Source organism: Nocardia sp. CA-084685 (assembly GCF_050955785.1).
Lineage (GTDB): Bacteria > Actinomycetota > Actinomycetes > Mycobacteriales > Mycobacteriaceae > Nocardia.
Map to the genome: position 1 here is coordinate 5,172,569 of NZ_CP192094.1, position 19,940 is coordinate 5,192,508.

General features: G+C 66.2%; 2 protein-coding genes. Both read right to left on the bottom strand.

Going from position 1 to position 19,940, the window contains the following annotated elements; all coding sequences use genetic code 11:
* Window positions 1–8 precede the first annotated feature (8 nt).
* Window positions 9–18,410, bottom strand: a complete 18,402-nt coding sequence (locus tag ACQP2U_RS23260; protein ID WP_433709420.1) for a pyridoxal-phosphate dependent enzyme — start codon at window positions 18,408–18,410, stop codon at window positions 9–11.
* 70 nt (window positions 18,411–18,480) lie between these two features.
* Window positions 18,481–19,929: a hypothetical protein gene (locus ACQP2U_RS23265; RefSeq protein WP_433709421.1), complete on the bottom strand. Its 1,449-nt coding sequence runs from the start codon at window positions 19,927–19,929 to the stop codon at window positions 18,481–18,483.
* Window positions 19,930–19,940: the final 11 nt, after the last annotated feature.

Genomic DNA, 19,940 nt, shown 5'->3' on the forward strand with positions numbered 1-19,940 from the left:
TCCGCTGGTCACAGCCGGAAGAAGTTGTTGTCGATGGGGATGGAGTCAAGGATGTCTGGGGCGATGTTGCCGCCGGTTACGAGCGCGAGCACTTCTTGACCGCGGATGTCGTGTACGGTGCCGCTGGCTCCGTGGAGCACACCGCCGGATCCGAGGACGGCCATCGGCGCCAGTACCCCGGCGCCCTCGACGGGGTGGCCGATTGCGTTGCTCAGCAGCGGAATTCCTTGCTCGATCCATTTCTCCGGCACCAGGACGACGTCGTCGGCGCATCCCATGATCTCCGGCAGCAGGTGTGCATCGACCGTCGAGACGTTGGTGGCGTCGGCCATGGTGTGCGGGGTGATGGTGAGGACACGCCCAGCTTTGTACGATTCATAGACCGTCGGTGCGTTTTCCGGGCAGGCGATGAGAACCTTGTACTCGCGGTCGGGGCGCCAGATCTGCTGGAAGTCCCGGACCACTCGCGCTGCCGAGGCGACGGTACCGCCACCGGCGGGTAGCACGACGACGTCGGCGGAGGGCCGCCGGGAAAGCATGTCGTGCACGGCGGTACCCAGGGCTGCGACGGAGTCGTGTGTAGACAGGTCCATGAACCGCCCGCCGTGGTCTCGTGCGAGTAGTTTGGCATGTTCGTAGGCGTCGTTGTAGTTGGCTCCGTGCCGGATCACGGTCGCACCGCGTTCCTTGAGCTTGGCGACCTTCAGCGCGGGGGCGTTCTCGGGCACCACCGCGATCACTGGGATACCGCGGCGGCGGCAGGCTTCCGCGTAGGCGATGGCGTGGTTGCCTGACGAGGCGATGATGATCGGCACCCCTGGGGGCAGGTCGGACATATTCCCAACCACGATCCGGGCGGCGCGATCCTTGATCGAGCGAGAACCCGGGTGCCGGTTCTCCAGGGGGATATACAGCTTGACGTGACCGATCGCGTCGAGTTCGGGCGAGTGGAATATCACCGGGTCGGGTAGTCCGGATTCAGCGACGTCCGCCTGCGCGTGCCAGCGTTCCTGGCTGGTCGGGGCGCGCAACTCGGGTAGCGGGAACCTGATCGGTGCTGCTGCGTGCATATCTGCATCGGACAGGCTCGCAAATGGAGCACCCGGTCCGGTCTCGACACCCCCGCTGATAATGCCTGGATTCCTGGCGGACTCGGCACCCGAAATCGGTCGAGCACCATCTGCCTCTTTTTCCGGGTCTGGGTCGGCCGCGTCCGCGGTACCACACTGCGGTGGGTCAATCCCCGGCGAATCGAACTCATCGAATTTGGCGTAGATAATGGGCTCTGACACACCCATTGCGGCTACAGTGACACCGATTTTCCGATGCCCAGGGGCATCGGTGACCTCTATTGTCGCTTCGAGCCGACGGCATTCGCCGATTTCGGCGGTCGCGAAGGCATCGCGGATGCGTCGGTCCGCCGCATCAATCCGATCGCGGTCCGGCCAGTCGTGCGTCAGCGTACGAATCGTCTCCACCGTTCCGCCGACTGGGAAGCGGCCGTCCAAGGTGGCATTGAACGGGGCGAGCCGAACTGTCACCTCGGACGATTCGGAAGTCCGCTTCGCACTGATATCCCATTGCAGTCCCCCGCCCTGCTTATAGGCGATGTCGATCTGTCCGAACCCGGCCGCGCACAGGCCGTCGACAATCCGTGCGCAGGTGTGTGGCTGTCCCCCGACGTCGGCATCCGCCTCAGCCGTCGTCAGCCGGGCCTGTAGCCGACCATCGCTTTTCAGGATTCGGTGGTAATCTCCCGCAACCAAGTGCGGTGTTTCGATGAACGTGGCTGCCCGTTCATCATAGAGAATCACGCGGTCGAAGGTGTCGTCGGGAACATCGGCCAAGTCGGTGATATCCGCCTGAGCGGAGTCGTCGGCAGCGTAGATGACTTCTTGCGGCTGCGCGCACTCTTCCCCGAAGTCCCCGACCCTGAGGGTCGTGTGCCCGCCGGCGCGATCACCGTCGCGTATCTCGGCCAACAGGGCGACGACATCGGAGGCAGGCTCCATCCGCATCCAGGCCACCTGGTTAGCGTCTTGGCAGGACCTTTCGAACTGGTCTATCTGCTTACGGTATTCCCGGTCATGAGCGGCGAGCTGCGCCAAAAATCGGAGTTGCGGCGGGGTCCGAGCCCACCCTGCCGTGAAAAGCCACGCCGCGGTTCGTACCCACCGCAGCCGCGTCACCGTCCGTGCCACCCGAGCCGGCGAGGTGACGTGGTCCACCGGGACCCCCAGCTTCGCAGCCTGGGCGGCGCGATTCGACATTGCGTAGTCATGCGATTTCAGCGGAACTATTCGATCAGTGATCCGGTTCAGCTCATGAAACAGACTTTCATGGCCGGTGCGCAGCGTCGTCAACTCCTGCTCAAGCCGCTGCCATCCGGCGTCGTCCGGAGCCAACTCGTCTCGCAGGCGCTCGATGCGGGTGTCGAGTTTCTCGAGCCCCGCTTCGATGATCTGACGTTGCCGGTCGAGCTCGAGAAGCTCTGGCGAATTTGTCACCAATCCGCTTTTGACCGATACCGTCGCGCTCGGTCGGGAAGAGGTAATCGAACTCTCCAGGTGCTCGTCCAGCTCTGCGATCTGCCGCTCGAACACGTCGTGGTCCTCCGGCTCGACTCCCTCCGCACACAGGGCTGCCAGATCGTCCCGCAGGTGGGCAAACTCATCCAGCCGGTCGAACACCTCGGCCGACGACTCGCACACGTCTGTCCATTGCTTGTGCTCGGCGGCCAGTTCGGAGAATCGTGACAGCTCCTCGACAGTGTGACACGGCGCGTTCGCCAACTGTTCGCCGATCTCCCTACGGCTTGAATACATCTGTTGCAGCGCGGTTTTCCATTCGTCGAGGTGTCGAATCTGGGTCTCGAGAACAGCGAGGTCGTCCGGCCGCCTATTCGGCACGGCGACCAGCTCGTCCCGCTGCGCCCGGGCGCGGTCACGGAGAGTGTCGAGCGTTCGGATCACCCCGTGCTCGCCCTCGTCCTCGAGGTCTACTGACCGATAGTTCCGCTCCGGATCGAATTCCCAGGAACGCGCAACCCCCTCGAAAGGTGGTGGTGGCAGTGGCCTGTCCAGCGCCGCGTCGAACCGCCCGGCCGCACTGGCGAGGTCCGATGCCGATTTCGCGTGCACCGGGACGCTATTGTGATACTCGATAGCGCGCCGGAATTCCTGTGCCGGAAACTCCAGTTCGTCGATCCGATCCAGTAGGCGCCGCCGCCAAGCCGCCCAACGCCGATACTCCTTGATGGTCACACCGCCGCCGAAGGAGCTGCCAGCCAGCCGGTCCCGGAGCACTGTGCACTGCGAATCTGCCTTGCGCAGAGCGGATTCCAGCGTCTCGAGCAGGCGAAGCCGGTCGCTCGCCGCATCGGAGACCTGCCCCCGCCGGATGATGGTGAAGACGCGCACCTCTCGGAGCGACTCACTCAACACCCGTGGCGCATACCTGCCAGCCGATACGGGCAACGTCCGTCGGCTAGCTTCGATTGTGGGCAGGAACTGTTCGAGCAGCGAGACTCGTGACGCGATGGTGTCCAGATAGGTGGACTGCTCCATCATGTGCTGAAGCTGCGCGGCGCTCCCGTGGTCGTGTCGGAACTTGGCGTACGCACCGTAGAGCGCAGCCTCAACGGAATCGATAAAAGTCACTACCGGTTGCCACTTCGCCGCTTCGGCTTGCCGCCGAATCGACGCCAGCGCGGGGCCGAGAGTGACGTCACCGACTCGAAGCACGATTGCGGGGATTTCCGCCAATCTCCGGTCGAGAGCCTGTTCGTCCTCGGCGTTATGCGCCTGCTCTTCCAGGCTGTCGGCCAGAGCCGTCAACTGCTCGATACGCTGTCGCGCCTGTTTGTGGCGCTCGCGCAGCCAATTCAATGCCTCCGGCGTCGTGCCCACCCGACTCGTCTCCCCCGGCCGCTTCTCCGCGGAGGACTCGGTGACTTCGTCCAAATGTTCTTTCGTGGTGGCATATTCGCGCTCTGCGGCGTCCAGCGCCGCGTTCAGCGCGCCGACGCCCTCGATCCTGCTGTTGAGGCTGATAACGGTGCCGGCCTGCTCGATTGTTTCATCGTGGCGCTGCAACACGCCGGCCTGCTCGATGAGCTCTGGGAGCTCTTCGGGGTCACCGCCGAGTTGGCTCAGCACCGAGCCGCCGTTTTCTGACAAACGCCTCGCCAGATCACGGATTTGCCGCGGGGTAAGCTCCGCCTCGGCTTCCGGGTTGCGCGTGAGGCTTCGGCCGAACTCCACCACCGCGTGCTGACGCAGCAGCTGCAACCGCTCCACCTCCACCGTCAGCGGCCGCGCCGGGTCGACGCCGAATTCCCGACCGAGGTCACGGAAGCGTTCCAGAGCACGATCGCGCTCCGGCACAGCGTCGTCGCGCAGCCGCGCCAACGCGGAGCCGCCCCGGTCCGGCCGGAACCAACCGGATGGTGCGCCACCATCCGGAGAGTCGCCGCGGCCAGGAAGCGGCACGGCACCCGCCGCCGAGTCCTCTTCCGCCCGTGGCCTGGACCTCCCGGCCCCGAAATCCGACTCGCGCGGTCGAATCTCACCGTCCGATCCACCGACATGAGTCGCGTTGCCGTCGAATCCGTAAGAGTCGGTTGTGCGGGACCCGCTCCTGTCTGCGAGTTCGACAGCAGCAGGGCTCGACTCCTCTGAGGAGGTTATGGCGGCTGGTTCTCCAGCCCCTGCGGGTGACTCGGGGTCGTCACCCTGATCCGCATGCTCCGATGATCCGTCACCTTCGGGAATCACCGCAGTGTCTGTCGGCTCAGGATCCTCCTGCCCAGACTGGAATTCGCCCTCCTGCAACTCCGGCTCCAGCAACATTGACGGAGTGTCGACGGTGTCTGTGTATTCGACAACGTTCAAATTGCCGCGACCGGTCAGCAGGTCGTTTGCCTCGCCCTCTATCCGAACAAACGGCTCCCATCCATCGAGGTATTTCTCGGCCGCTTCTTCGAGTTCGGCGATGGCCGCCAACCGCTGCGCGTCGGTCGTCTGTTCCCGCAACCGGGCGATCGTCTCGGCGACGTTGTCCCAGGAGCTGAACTCCTGGAAGCTCAAATTTTCTGGGGCATCTGTCACCAACCCGACAGCCAACCGCCTCCGCTTGAAGTCGGCGTCATACAACACCTCCTCCCCAAGTCGATACTGCTGCTCGATCAGACGCTGCAGATCCGCCCGCGTCCCCTCGGCCAGCGGGTGCATAGCCGCGCCACCCACAAGGAAAACCGTTGCTTCGACATTGTCCGCTATCGAGTAGTAATTCGGCGTTACATCCATGACGACCGCACCAGCCGAGTCGATGGACACGATCCGGCCGTAGTAGTTGGTCACCGCGTAGGCATGCTTGACGGTGTCGGCGTGGCCGGCGGCGACGAACATCGTGGCGCCATGCCCCAGCGACGTCAGCACCTGCACCACCTGGTCATTGCCGCCGACGAACTTTCGTGGTTGCCCACCCAGCGCAGCCGCGGTCGCGTACCGTGGTGTGCCCGGGCTCAAGGTCACTTTCCACCCGATCTGCCGAATGTCCGAGCTGCCGGTCAACGCCTTGACCGCCATCACCGCCAACGGACTACAACAGATTTCGTGGAAAATCCGCGGATTGCTGGTCCCGGTCGGCGGCAACAACGCGACTCCGTCGGCTATCTCCTGGTCGAGACGACGCAGCTCCGCATCCAACTCGACAAGCCGGTCAGCGTGTTCGGTCAACTCAGTCAGCAAACCCTCCCACTGCCCGCCCCGCGCCAACTCACGCAACCGGGTCAACTGCGGCAGACCCAGCGTTGTGTCCACATTCGCCCCGTAGATCCCGAGTTTATGAACCAGCTCGCGATAGTTCGCTGTCACCACATAGTGAGCGGTCACTGCCCGCACCCGCTCGGCGACCAGACCGTGCATCCGCTCCACTTCGGCGTCCATCCGCCTCTCGCGGCGCAGTTGTTCGCCCGTGACGTCATACAACCGCTCCGCCTGTTCTTCCCGCACACGCCACTTCTTTTCGTACAGTGGTACGACCGGCCACTCGGCGTCGAGCGGATGCGCCGGGCCGTCGGGGTCGAAGACGAGCGCCTCGATTCCCACGCGGAATCTCGGGTGCGGAACGCTCACGGCGCGTTCGGGTGCGACCGCCCGCACCACACCCTCGGTGCGATCGATGAGAATGATCGTGCCCTCACGGTTGGTGAGAACATACTTCGGTCCGTCCGAACTGACCATCGCGGTCGCACCCGACCCTCTGACGATCAAATCCCGAACTATGAAGTCCTGGTTCGGGTAAGGCACCAGCCGACCGCCGGCGTCGGGGGCAAAATTCCACTTCCACATGTTGTCGGACTCGTCTAATCCCTGGTGACGAAACGTGTCGCTGTCGACCAGGTCCACGAAGGTCCGGATGGCCGCGGCGGCACGATCGTCCCGCTGCGACTCAACCTCCTCCGGCCGAATCCCCAACTCTGCCAAGGCGGCATCCAACTGCCGGCCGAGCTCCGCCCCCCGCGCGGCCTCCGCCGATCCGTCGGCTCGACCCACCCGGCACGCGTGGTCCACCACCGCTGCTAGGTGATCGCGGCGCAGCGCGCGGAGCCGCTCATACCGCTGCTGGGCCTCGTCGATCGCCGCCATTTCGGCGCGCTGCTGCGGCGATAGCTCTGCAGTTGACTCCGACCCGAGCCCGGTGACGATCTCGTCGCGCCGCCGGCGCAGCCGGCTGTACTCGACCTCGGCGACCCTTTGCGCCCGCTCCAACTGCATCGACCGCTGCGCCGGCTCCACCCGGTCATCCAATCGATCCAGCGCACGCCCGATGCCATCCAGCGCACGACGCAGCATGTCTTCCTCGGGCTCCGGGGAAATCGAATGCCGGAGCCGCTGGTAGTCCACGACCGGGAAAGGCGGCTCCTCGCGCAGCAGCTCGTCCGGCGAGTTGTTGTCATAGGACGGCGGATCACCACCGCCGCCTTCCTGCTCCGGTCGCATCGGCCGTTCGGACGTCCCGCCCCCGTCGGCAGGAGCCCCCCACCGCGACGCCAGACCTCGTGCGATTTCTAGCGCGCGCCGCCAGTCTGGCGTCGCGGCATCGACGACCGGGCCCACCGGGTCTGGAGACGCGGGCACCGCCGCGCCGGTGTCCCGCTCCGCCGCCCCCCTGGAATGCCCGTCTGGCTCCGGCTCGGCCTCACCAGAGCCGGGCTCACCAGGCGACTGGCCGACAGCCTGGTCCGATCTCGCCTTCGGCTCACCCGGGCTCGGCGGATCGACGCCGGCGATCGGAAGCCGGAAATCCGACTCGCGCAGTCGAATCTGACCATCCGACCCACCCACATGAGTCGCGTTGCCGTCGAATCCGTAAGAGTCGGTTGTGCGGGATCCGCGCCTGTCTGTGACTTCGAGAGCAGCAGGGCTCGACTCGGTGAGGAGATCGTCCGAGGGCTGTTCGGCCGATACCGATCTCCAGCGGCGTGGCCCAGCCATCGCCCGCAGTTCCGACCACAGCGCCGCGATCTGCGCCTCCGCCTCGCCGAGTCGGGTTCGGGCTAAGTCGAGATCAGCATGGGTGAACTCGTGGTCGTAGCGATCCGCGAAGGCGCGCATGGCAGCCTGTGCATCGAGGGTCTCCGATTGCGCGAGAATGCTCGACAACCCGTCCGACAGCAGCTCGTTCTCACTACGGATCGGTTCCAGCCGAGCGAGTTCGCCGAGCAGCGTCTCGAGATCAGCGAGGTGCTCCTGGTCCTCGTGGCCGAGCGGCGCTGCCGACTCGCCAAGATCACGCCATTCGACCAGGCCGCTGGCGGACAGCCGCAACCGCGCCAGCTCCACCACGACCCCCGCCTCGCTACCTATGGGGGCGAACTCGATTGTCTCCCACCCCAGCGCGGGATCGAAGGCGCGGGCGATCTGCCACGACTCGATGCGCTCGACCAGCCGGTCAGCCGCTGTCAGTAGTCGTGCGGCACGTGCCCGCGCGGGCTGCGTATCAAACGCGACCGCGACGGCCACTGCAGTATTCGGATCGCGGGCACGCTCAGTGTTGAACAGCGCGGCCATCGTACGAGCTTGCTCCGACAGCTCGAACCATCCCGCCGCCGGATCCAGCTCTACCACGACAACTTTCGTTGCCGACGTATCACCGATCTGCACGACGGCATGGCCGACCGACGCCTGCTGAGCACCGCCCACCTGCGACAAATTATCGTCGATCACCGAAATTGGTGCCGCGACAAGGTCTTCGACAATGCCGACCACCGACTGCAGCAGATCAACCAGGGGCGCGCTCGGCTCGATCCAAGTCACATTCGGATCGGGCGCGTGAAAAGGCTCATCGAAGCGTTGAACGGCCGAAGCCGCCCGACTCGGCCCATCCGCACCCTCGCCGCCGGGAGGCAGCTCTGCGCTCGCCGCGACCGGGGTGGGATCTGGCCATCCGCTCGATGGCGTCCGATCCGGAGTCGAACCGTCCTGGCGGCGCGACCACGGCGTGGCGTCCGACTTCCGGTCCGATGTGTTGTCGGTGTCTGCGATCGGGAACGGCGGAAGGACCGGCGGACCGTTCAGCGGCACGACGGTCCCCGACGGGTCGTATTTGATCGCGACCAGACGGTCACTTTCGGCGGGGATCGCGGCTTCGACCTGGCGCTGACCACGGAAGTAGCCGTAGCCGCGGTAATCGCTGGTGTCGTAGAACTCGAGTTCGTTCGCGCGATGGCCGCGCGACATCACCAGCGTGTGCCCGGACCGCGTATCGACAAAGTCGATCGGTGCAGCAGCCAGGTCACTGGGGGACCAGTGGACCACGAGGTACGTCGTCCCCGGAGGATCGGTCGACAGCTGCTGCTCCAACAGGCCCCAACTGGCGACTTCGCAGAACACGCCACCGGCGGCCCGCTGCGCGGGAAGCGGAAGCGCTCCCCGGTCGGTGATCTCGGCGGGCTTCCATGCTCGCACCGGCGCGCCGGTTATCTGGTGCACACGGTTGAGTCCGCGCTGAAAACACACCGTGACATCGTGCGTGCGTTGATCCTCCGCGAACTGCTCGGTGAGCCATTCGACGAAATCCGACTGGCTCCTCGAATAGGCCTGGACGTCCACGTCATGCGGGATGTACGGCGGCTTGCCGAACGCGAAGGTGTGCAGGATGGCCATGAAGGTTCTGATCGTCGAGTCGCTGCCGCGATGAATCAGCGGTGCTTGGAACAGCAGGTAGACCGCGTTAGCGAAACGCCGTACGTCCTCGACGGCGGGCTCCGGGCTCTCGGCGCGCTGCTCGACCAGCGCGTGCATCTCGGCGATCGCGGCCTCGAAGATCCTTCGCTGATCGTCTGGTTCTGCGGTGACCGTCACAAACTTCTCGGCATTCCGATCGAACGGGTCGACCCTGCCGCGTTCGGTTCTCTGCTTGATAGCACTCAACTTCTCCGCCGCCGCGCCCACGACCAGTTTATTTCCGTTGACTCGAGTGCCGTCGGGCAACTCGACGATGTTCTGCAATACCTCGCTGTGCGGCGAATCTGCCGCCATCCGAGCCCTGATACGTTCACCGGTGTCGTAGAACGTGAGGAAAGCGGGGGTCTCTGCCCCGCCCTCCCATCGTCCGGTTTCCCGATCGAACTGTGACCCATCACGTTCGCGACCCCGAATGCCGAACATATCCAGGTTCGGTCGACTGAGTACCAGTCGTTTCGCGAAATTGTCGGGGTGGGTGACCTTGGGGGCCAGGCGCTCATGGGTGCGCGCCACAGCTGGGTGTACATCAGGTTCATCGAGGCCATGCGCGCGGTCCCGAGCCCAGACCTGGCGCAGGTGGCGCTGGTGGGACACCCAGCCATACAGTTCGAACAACGCTCTGCGGCGAGCCGCAGGCGTGGCCGCCGAAATCCACCTGCTGTCGAGTTTTCCCAATCCACGGTTGGCAATGTGCGCCTGCCAGAGCGAATACATCCGAAGTCCGGCAGTCCTGGCCGGATTGTTGCTGTTGGTGACCAGTCCGGGTTTGGGGAAGTCTCGGCCGAGAACCGGACTGGATCCGATGCGGTCGGTGGTCGAATCGTTGGGCGTCGCTCGGCGCTTTTCGTCAGTTACCTCGACGGACGAATCCGACCGCCCGACGGTGCTCGGCCGGTTTGTTTGGCCTCGCAGTAGTCCCCGGCCACCAGATCCGTCGGCCAGCTCAGGTATTCGATTCTGTTGCAGATCGACCAACGGCGCGCCCGGCTCAATCCGCTGGTCCGATGTGAGAGGCAACGCGGTGTTCGCACCAGCGGTCGACGACAACGGCGAGGTTTCCCGATCGGCGACCCTGCCATCCCCCGCCGATGGCCTATCGCCGGATCCCAATGCTTTACGCTGGTTATGGGTGCGTGACCATGGCGTTGACCGGGGTTCTTTCCGTGCAGGCCTATTCCGTTCGGGTTCCTTTGGCCGAGCAGCCCACTGGGCGAGTTCCTCCCGTGCGGCATGAACCGGATCCGGCATCGAGCGTTCGGCCCGCATCGCGGGATTGGCGGCGTCATAGAGCGGACTGAGATCGGCCGACGCGACCATCTCGTCCGCTTCTCCATCGCCGCCCACACCATCGTGTGCATCACTGTCGGAGAGCCGCGACCGTGGCGTCCCCTCCGGTGCCGGCTCACTTGACAACTCACCCGGTTCGAGTGGTCTGCTCCCGATGAATCCGCCCGGGCTCGTCGTGCCCTCGCCTGGCGCGGAATCGCCGCGCGACACCGATGGAATCGGCGGCTGATCCGGCTCCGCCTTCGCCTTGCTCCACGGCATCGGCCGGTTCTGCTCGCTCGCGGTGGGGTCGGCCGGTTCACGATCGTCGAACGAAGGATCGGACTGCTCCCACGGACGGCTGCCGATAAGCCCGAGCGGACGGTCACCCTCGACCGCCGTCCGGGCGCCCGGGCGTCCCGCCGCATCCGATTGGCCGGCCCTATACAGACTCCGGCCGAGCGCGGCAGCGAACCACTCGACAAAGTCCGACTGCCGCCTTGACATGGCCTGCAGGTCGATGTCGTGCGGCAGGTGGACCGGTCGGCCGAAGGCGACGGTAAACGCTGTTGCCGCGAACGTCCTGATCGTCGCGTCGCTACCCCGCGTCATGAGCGGCGCCTGGAACAGCAGGTAGACCGCGTTGGCGAACCGTCGCAGGGCATCGACAGACAGTTCCACCGACCGTTGGTCGAGGGCGGCGGCCAGTTCGGCTATGGCAGCATCGAAGATCGTCCGCTGGTCGTCGGGCCGTGCGGTCTCGATTACGAACCGGTCGTGCTCGAGCGCGTACAGGACATTTCCGTTGACGCGGATGCCACCAGGCAGCTCCACAATGTTCTGCAGCACCTCGCCGCCCGGCGCCTCCTTGTCCATCCGGGCTCGGACGAGACGGCCGATCGCGACGGTAGTCCAGAACGCCTGTGTCCCAATGCCGCCGTGCCATCTTCCGGTCCGAGGATCGCGGTGAACCTCGGCGCGCAGACCGGTCCAGCGACCCACCACATCCGTGTTGGCCGCGTCGTCGCCGAGCCTCGTGCGGAAGTAGTCGGGATGGCTTTCCCCGTACTCCCCCACCACGCTGGGGTCACGCTCGACGGCCCAGACCTGTCGCATGTAGCGCTGATGCGACATCCAGAAATACAGCTCCGCCAGCACCCTGCGCCGCGCCGCCGAAGTCACCGCCGAACCCCACCGGCTGACAAGCTTTCCCAATCCGCGATTGGCCACATACGCCTGCCACAGCGAGAACATCCGCAATGCCGCGCTCCGGCCCGGATCGTTGCTCGTTATTCGCAGCCCCGGCACCGGAAAATGCTCACCACGAAGCGCTCCCTGTCCCGCCCGCACCGCCTCGTTGACGACACGCACGTCATCGGTGGCACCCGCAACTGGGAGCATTGGCGCGCGCGGTGGAGCGAACGTGATCCCCGTCCACGGTGTCCCGGTGCTCGGCTGTAGTTCCTCCTTGCCCTCCTTGAAACCGACTGGCTCGGGCGTGAACCCCGAGGGGCGGCTACCGGGTCCGTCTTGCCTCGCCGGCTGGGTTGCCAGATAGTCGTCGTGCTGTTCCGTCGAATCGGACTCGCCGAGGCGTGCGTCGCCGTATCGGGCGAGTTCCTGCCGTGCCGACGATCGAGCCCTGTCCAAGTCACCGATATCAGGAACCGATGAGGCCGCACCCGAATCGAGCGAGGACTCGGCCCCGCCATCCGGCGGACGATTTCCGATGAGCCCGGTCCAGGGTGCCTTCTTTTTTCGCTGTGACCAGGGCGTCGGTGACGGTATCGCGCCCACCCCGCTGTCGGTCGTGTCGACGTCGATCCGGCAGTCCATGTCCGACAGGGCTTGGCGCAGTTCCTCTTTCGTTACACCGAAACCGGGATCCGCGGCTTGCGGCCTGGTGTAATCCAGTTGGACGTGCAGCCGCCGCCGGCCGTCAGCGTCCTGCGACGAGGTCACAACGATCGCGGGATCGCCCCCTTCGAGGGGTTGGGCGAGTTCCGCGACACGCAGTACCGCGTCGATGACATCCTGGGACGTTCCCGGACGATCAGACTCGGGCAGTTGGGCCGCGAGGGTATCGGCGATGGTGTCGGGGTCCCACTGCTGCCCGCCGGGCCTGACGACCAGCTGCCAGCGGAAGTCACGGTACTTCTCCCGCATATCGGCTGCGTGTGAGCTAGCGTCACGGTAGGCGTCGAGCGGCAGGCCGGTTTGCGCCGACCTGCTCGGTGCGTCCGGTGGCGACTCGTTGTCGTCCGGTCCTGTCGAATTGGATTCATCGGCACCCGCGACTGGGAGCATTGGCGCGTGCGGTAGAGCGAACGTGATCCCCGTCCACGCTGTTCCGATGCTCGGCTGTAGTTCCTCCTCGCCCTCCTTGAATTTGATGACAATCGCGTATATGCGCAGGTTGTTCGGCAGTTTTCCTGCTTCGAACAGTTTCTTGGCGCCGCTGTCGACCAGCGGGTCGCGCCATTTGATCACGCCCGGTTGTGCCTTGTCGTGGAACAGCAGGCGGGCATGGCCCTGGCCCGACTTCGCGCGGGCGTGATCGCTCTCGGTGACGACGTAGGCGGCAGTCCCCGGTTCCATTCCGTGCAACCGGTCGGCCAGTTGCTCCCAGGTCGCGATCGGTTCCCACGGCTTACCGAGCAGCACGAAGTGCAGTTGTTCGATGGGGGTGCCGCGGAACTGCGGATCGGGGGTCAACGGCGCGGCCGCGAGGTTCCGGGCCAGTGCGGCGCTTTCGGTCTCTTCGACGGCATATCCCGCGACCAGAGGCGCACAGTCGATCGGCCTCGGCACGCGGGGCGAGTCGGACGAACGGAAGTCGCTATTGCCCTCCGAAGGCGCATCGGCCCCGGCGACCGGCAGCAGCGGTCGGTCCGAAACCGATCGGGTCACCGCGGCCCCGGTCGGCCGGGTGCCGGGTCGCCGCCACATTCCCACCGGCAGGCTGTGCGGCGGCACCCCAATATCCTGCATTTCTCGAGCGGATATCGTTGCCTCCCTGGGAAACTCAGGAAGACGGGGATCCAGCGCTGCCCTCGGCCGCCGTTCGACCGGGTAGCGGCTCGATATGCCCGGTACTCGCGCGCGACCTCTCGGGATGGCTTGCAGCATCTGCTGGCGCCGACTCAGCTGGGTCAATCGGCTCAGCCAGTTCTGGCCCGAGTTGCCGCGTGCCGCGGCAACGGCTGTCGCCTCGGCGAACACTCGGTGGAAGCTGACGGCGGTCTCACGCAGTGCCGTCAAGAGCAAGCACAGCCGCGCGACATCGATCAGGTGCTCGGCATCATCTGATTCCACTCCAGCCTCAACCGCTGGCTCCGCGGCGGGACCGGCCGTTGCCTGCTCGAGGATTCGCTCGATGCGCCGGGTGTTCAGTTCGGCCGGCTGCACTCCGAGCAACCGAGCCAATTCCTCTGTTGCCGTGGAGATTTCGGAGTGCAACTGGGCAAGTTCCGGGGAGTCCGGCCCCAGCGCCCAATGGTCGATCTCGATATCGTATTCGCGGTCCAGTTTCCGGGCGAGATCGCCGCGTCGCAGACCCAACTGGATCCATTCCGGGCGCAGCGGAGAACTGAACCACCACGACTCGCCGAATGTTCGCCTGGGTCTGCTGACCGCCGGTGCGGCGACAGGTGTCGCCTCCGTGTCGTGAGCGTCTGTTGCGGAGCTACGATCGGTGCCGTCGGGGATCGGTGGCATCACCTCGAGCTGAGCGTCGGTTGTCATGAAACGTTCCAACGCCTTGGCCAGCCGATCAACTGGCGATGACGGGAACTCTTCGGCCAGCCGCCGCAGCACGGACAGCCGGTGCCCAGTCCGCGAAGCCGTTCCGTCCGGTTCCAGCCCGGCATCACGCAACCAATCCAGGACGGACGCTGCCGTACGGTGTATCGCTGCCTGATCACGCAGCTCGCGCCCGAACATCTCTCCGAGATCCGCCAGCAGCGCCGAACGCATGGCGGCATCGAGTCGGCCCCACCCGCGATCGGCCAGCGATGCCAACCCGGCTTCGAACCGATCGATCACCTGCTCCAGCAACCGCCGTCCCCACAACCTCAGCTCCTGCGGTGCCACCCCCAACAATTCCGCGGCATCCGCCGTTGCGTCAGCGTGCTGTCGCCGCAGATCCAGCGCATCTCCCTCCGGTGTCACACCGGGCGACAGCGCACCACCGGGCTCTTGCGATGCCGCAGCATGGCCCGGCACTCCGATCGACCGCGCGTCCGAATCCTCCTCTGGTGCAACCACATCCGCCGCGTCAGCGCCCGTCGGAACTGTTGCGGCGAGCCCCAGCATCGCGGCACCCGGCACCAGGGGCGACACCCACGCTTCCGAGGCGGTCGGCTGCGACGGTCTCTCGAGTGGCGATTCAGCCGGATGGTTGACCGAGGCCGCACCCAGATGAGCGCCACTATCCCCGGCAAACGCCACCGTCTCGCGCCCGACGGGACCGTTCAGCCCGCCTGTGTCGGCGTGCTCGGCCGAACCGGTAGCTGCCGAACCGGTGTCCTGGGCCTGCTCGCCCTCCGATGACGGCGCGGCCGCATCAGCTCCGCGAGCCTGCTCGGTCTCGGCCAGATCCTGCTCACGCAACACCCGGAAGCGTTGCAGCGCCGCCTCCCGCACCGGATCCACCGGCGTGGACTGGATCCCGGCATCCCGTTCAGCCACCGCCACCCTCGCCGGACCGCGATCCGACGACTCGGATAGACCGGCATACGTAGCCGAATATGGGTTCGTGCCATCGCTTTCTGGGCCACCGAGTGTTGCGGGCGTCGTCGACCGAGCCGACGCCGCGGACTCGTCAGGCCCGTAGGCAGACGCCGATTCGGACAACGCCGAAGGCCGTAAACCAGCCGCGACCAACGCATCTCTAGCCTCCGGTGACAGCGCGGGTCCATTGTCGGCCAGATCCCGCTCACGCAACACCCGGAAACGTTCCAGCGTCGCCTCCCGCACCGGATCCACCGGCGGCTGCCGGACACCGGCACCGTCTCGTTCGTGCACAGCCTCCGGCGACCCCATGTTCGACGAGTCCGACGGTCGCGAAGACCGGGGCTGTGAACCTGAATATGGCTGCGCACCAGCACTTTTCACGCCCCCAGGTGTTGCGGGGCTAGGCGACGGAACCGAGGCCGAACCATCATGGGATCCGCCGACAGGCACCGATTCGGGCGACACTGAAGGCCGCAACCCGGCGGCCGCGAGCGCGTCGGCGGCTGCCGGCGTCAACGCGGATCCGTCGCCACCCGTCGTCTCGGCCAAATCCCGTTCATGCAGCGCGCGCACATGGTCCAGGGCAATCTCTGGATTGGCGTAACCCTCTTCGGCACCGAGCCGGAGCACCAATTGCGGCGATTTCAGTAGCCGGTCGAATGTCGCGTGTACATCCGTCCACCCCTCCAGAATCGCCGCATCAGCACCGACCCACTGCCGCAACCTATCCCGCAGATCCCCGGACACCACCTGCGCCTCACGCAACTCCCCAGCCGCAAGGAACCTGCCACTGCGCTGATCGGCGGCGATCGTCCGACGCACTTCATCACCGATCAACCCACCCACGTGCGCCCGCGCCTGCTCCGCCACGTGTGGCGACTGCTCCGCGCGCTCGACCCAGCACTCGATCGCCGAACGCAACCGTGACGGCGACATCGAATGGAACTCGGTGTCCGACAATCCCAACCATTTGGCCAGCTCGGTGTCCGCCCGGGCCGACTCACGTTGCAGCACCTTGAAATCCGACGCCCGCACCCCCGCCACCGCGTCCGCACCCGCGCGGGCACCGTACTCACGAATCGCCCCCTCCAACGAGGGATGCCGATCGACACCCGACACCGCATATTCGCCAGCGGCGGGGGCTGCCCCATCGGTGTCGGCGCGCGGCCGCCCCAACACCGCCTCGCCGGAAGGTTCACCGACCGCCGCCCCCTCGCGCGCGGCGGCGGTCGGCAGGGCTTCCGCAGTCGGGTGCGCGCTCCCGACCAGGCCCGCTCCCGTCTCGGATCCGGCCATCGTGTACCGGGGATGAGTAGGTTCCCAGGTACCGTCCGCCGCACGCCTATCCGCCGCGCCCACTTGAACATCCGCCGACGCGTACCGATCCAGCTGGTCCAGCAATCGGACGACCGGTGCGGCCCCCTCCGCTTCGGCAGCCCGTCGTACTGCCGGCCATCCGGTACCACCAGCGGTATCTGTCGGGTGTCCCGCCCGCCCGTTGTCCGCGAGCCACCGCTGCACCGACGCCGTATCGCGGTAGTCCTCAGCGATTTTCCGAGCCCAGTCCACGGTTCTCGGCACGGCATCGTCCAGTGCTCTCTCTCGGGCCGCCGGATCCAGTCGCGTCCAGCCTTCGTCTCCCAGTGCCCCCAGCATCGCGTCGCCCTTGCCGATCGCCTCTTCCAGCACCCGCCGCCCCCACCACCGCACCTCTTGCGGCGACACCCCCAGTGATGCCGCCAGCTCGGCGCGCGCCTCATCGCGCACCGCCACGCGGCGGGCCAACTCGGCCGCATCGACACCGGACGCGGTCAGGTCGCTCGAGGCTCCCTCGTATGCGTGCGCCACACCACTCGAGCTACCGACCTCCTCGGAGTGTTCCGCACCATGCTGGGCGCCGGACGCGGTCGCATCGCCGGAACCCGCCCGGGTTTCCACCAACTCCTGCTCCCGCAGCTCGTTCAGCCGGCGGTACAGCGCCGCGTCCGGATCGCCGGAACCCGCCCGGGTTTCCACCAACTCCTGCTCCCGCAGCTCGTTCAGCTGACGGTTCAGCTGACGGAACAGCGCCGCGTCCGGATCGCCCCTGACACCAGAATTCGCTGCCGAGCCAGTTACGTCGTCAGCAGCTGTCCCGGGGACCGGCGTTTCGGCCCCCGCGCTGTTTCCCGTCTCCGAGATTCCCACCGCCGGAACCGGTTCCGCTGCCGGAGCATCCGACCGGACCACTCCATCCACACCAGGCACCTCGCCCAGCTTTTCGGCCGCGGTCGGGGTGGGTGCTGTCATGTCCGGATGTGCCCGGGCCTGCGCGTGCGCTGACGCCATACCCACGGCCGCGCCACTCGCCAGCGCCGAAAGCGATAGCTGGAACTGGCCCGTCATAGCGGCGGCTGCGGCGGCGCCGCCGATCACACCCGAGATGCCCGCGGTAGCAGCAACGGCCGCCCGCCCCAGCAGGGCCGGGGTGGCATGCGGAACAACGGCCTGAGCCAGATGGCCGCCGAGTGCGCCGCCGAGCGCGGCACCCGCGCCGGACACCGCAGCAGTAGCGACCGATTCCCAATCCATGCTGTCGCGATGCCCGTTCAGAATCCCGAGGATCTGCCCCAGCTGCACCCCGGCATCGACACCGGCGGTCAATGCGGCGAACCCACCCGCCTGCGCGATCAGCAAACCGGCTCGCTCCGCCACCGCAGCGGCGCCCGCTCCAGCACGCTCGGCAACGAACGCCGCGAACCGGGCCAGATGCTCCGCTCTTGCCTCCGACAGCACCTGCAACGCCCGGAGCGGATGCCACCCACCGGCCAACAGGAGCTGGTACACCGTCATCGCACCGAAGGCGTACATGGTGTACACCTCTTTGTCGGTATCGGCGGTGCTGCGGTCGGTGTACTGCGCCATCGACTTACAAAACTCGCCCGAACCGGCAACCGCCGTAGGCAACGGTTTCACCGCGGCGTTGATTTGGTCGCCGAGGCTGTCGCGCACCGCCTCCGGCAAGAGCGCGATCTCCGCCTCGAGCCGCTCCCTGATCTGCTCGAGTTCCTCGCTCGCCTGCTGCCACGCCGCGCTCACCCGCCGACCGGCATCGGTATCCATCCGCGGGATCTCCGCACCGAAGACAACGGCCTGAATAGGGGCAGGCAGCTCGGACAACAGCTGCAACGCGGTCGTCGCAACCCACCCCCTTCGCGTATCGGTCCGGCAACCATCTCGTTGGTCAAGGTCAGATGAGTGATCCCAGACGCCGCCGGTAGCGCTGTTCGAAACCGGTCACATACACCGAAGGTGCGATCGAAGACGTCGAATGTTCCACGACACCGTCATCGGCGACATAGAAGATCGCCCGGCCGATCGCGATCTCACCGCGCGGCACCGGCACATACACCATCCAACCGACCTCGACGCGCTCCGCGGTCAACTCAGCGAGCGGATAACCGGTCGTATCCAGCCCCTGATCCAGGATGTAGGTGCGGACACGATCGACGGCCTCCTGGGCGGACATCTCTCGCTGCCCTTCTCGGGCCGTGACGCCCGCGATCGAAAACTGGTGCAGCGCAGCGTCGATGTCGAAACCATCCGCATCGCCGAAAACATCCGTCACTGTTGTCCGGGTGACGACGCCCGCCTGCGCGGCCGACACCAGCACATCGGCCGCAGCACGCACCCGCGAGTCCGATGCATCGGGCAGCAGGCCCGTCACGATCTCGACCACGGTGTCGGCTGTCCACACTCCCGGAATCGCCGAATCGCATTGTTCGACCGACGGCGAGTCCCCCCGGTACCACTGCCCCTGCTGCCACCAGTAGCAGAAAGACAGCATCCCGGTCGCGGCCCGCGGATTCAGCACCGAGTCCGCCACCCAATCCGGCGCTCCGTCATAGAAACTCGGCATCGGTGCGTCCCCGTTGTACACCGCATCCAATTCCGGCGGATCCCATATACCCCCGGTCAGCACCGCCCGTCCCCCGGGCAGCACATAGAGGGTCGAACCGGCCCGTCGTGAGCCCTCGAACCAGCCCAGCGACGGCAGGATTCGCGGTCCCAACTGCGATCCGACCGCGACAAATGCCGCCGACAAGACGGCCCATCGCGCCCACATCGCCGGTAGATCAGGCAGTTGGTACACCAGCGGCACCGGTCGTACCCCGGCGGCCCGATCGGCGCGAACCGCAGCAACCGCCGACCGCGGGCTGCGCGTCTGCCGGTCGCCATGGCCGACATATGCCGCCAGCCACACCGGAAGCCGATCCCGTGGATACTCCGCCAGATCGGCGCGATACACCTCCGGCGCGAACAGCTGACTGTCCGGGAACGGCTCATCGCCGTAGTCGTACCCGATCTCGGGTGCGCGCGCGTCGGACGACCACATCAACAGACGCCACCACGGCCCGTACTCGAGCCACGCCGACAGCTCCCGCAGCCGTCGCACCGACGCGAGCACCGACTCCGACGGATCCACCTGGGTAGACCGGTCGCCCGCGGTGAAGACGACATCTATCGTCTCTTCGGCAACAGTCAGAGCGAAGACCGCCGTCATCGACTGCCACCCGGACGGACCTGCCGCCATGATCTCGGCCGCGATCCGCTGAGCCAAGTGCGTCATCTCCTCATCGAGTGAATCGGCGATCTGGCCGTTCTCGCTATCGGGGTCACCGGTGTCCGAATTCTTCATACGAGAGTCCC

Bases quoted from the DNA above. Each gene is read 5' to 3' on its own strand.
- ACQP2U_RS23265 (WP_433709421.1), bottom strand. From the start codon at position 19,929: ATGAAGAATTCGGACACCGGTGACCCCGATAGCGAGAACGGCCAGATC.